At 66.3% G+C, this 516-nt stretch carries 1 pseudogene; it reads left to right on the forward strand.

Annotation, left to right across the window (positions count from 1 at the left end):
• Positions 1 to 487 (forward strand): annotated as a pseudogene (locus ABD323_RS45480) (regulator); the annotation flags it as partial.
• Between the last annotated feature and the right edge of the window lie 29 nt (positions 488 to 516).

Consider the following 516-nt stretch of genomic DNA (forward strand, 5'->3'; position numbering starts at 1 on the left):
ACAGGAGGACGGCTGGTTCCCGGGCGGGGTGTTGTTCGTCGATCTGCACGGATACGACCCAGTGCACAAGGTATCGCCGAAGCGGGCCCTCGCCACCTTGCTGCGAGCACTCGGGGTTCCCCCCGACCACATCCCCACGAGGATCGAGGAACGCGCTGCCGTCTACCGTACGGTGCTCGCTGAACGGGCCAAGGACGGGCAACGGATGCTCGTCGTCCTGGACGACGTGCCGGCTGGGGAGAAGATCCATCATCTTCTACCGGGTGACGAGAGCACTGCCACTCTGCTGTCCTCGCGACATGTCCTCGCGGACCTGGACGCACTGACGCTGACGTTGCGGGAGTTGATGCCGGCATCCGGTCGCAAGCTGATGAGCGAGGTACTGAGCCGGGCGCTGCCCAATGACTCGCGCGTCACGGTGGCTCCCGAGGACGCGGACCGGATCGTCGCACTGTGCGGCGGGGTCGTGTCCCGTGGAGTGGTGTAGTGGTCGTGCGCCAACGGTCATGCGGTGGG

It is taken from the genome of Kitasatospora nipponensis, assembly GCF_039528135.1.
GTDB classification, from domain to species: Bacteria; Actinomycetota; Actinomycetes; order Streptomycetales; family Streptomycetaceae; genus Kitasatospora; species Kitasatospora nipponensis.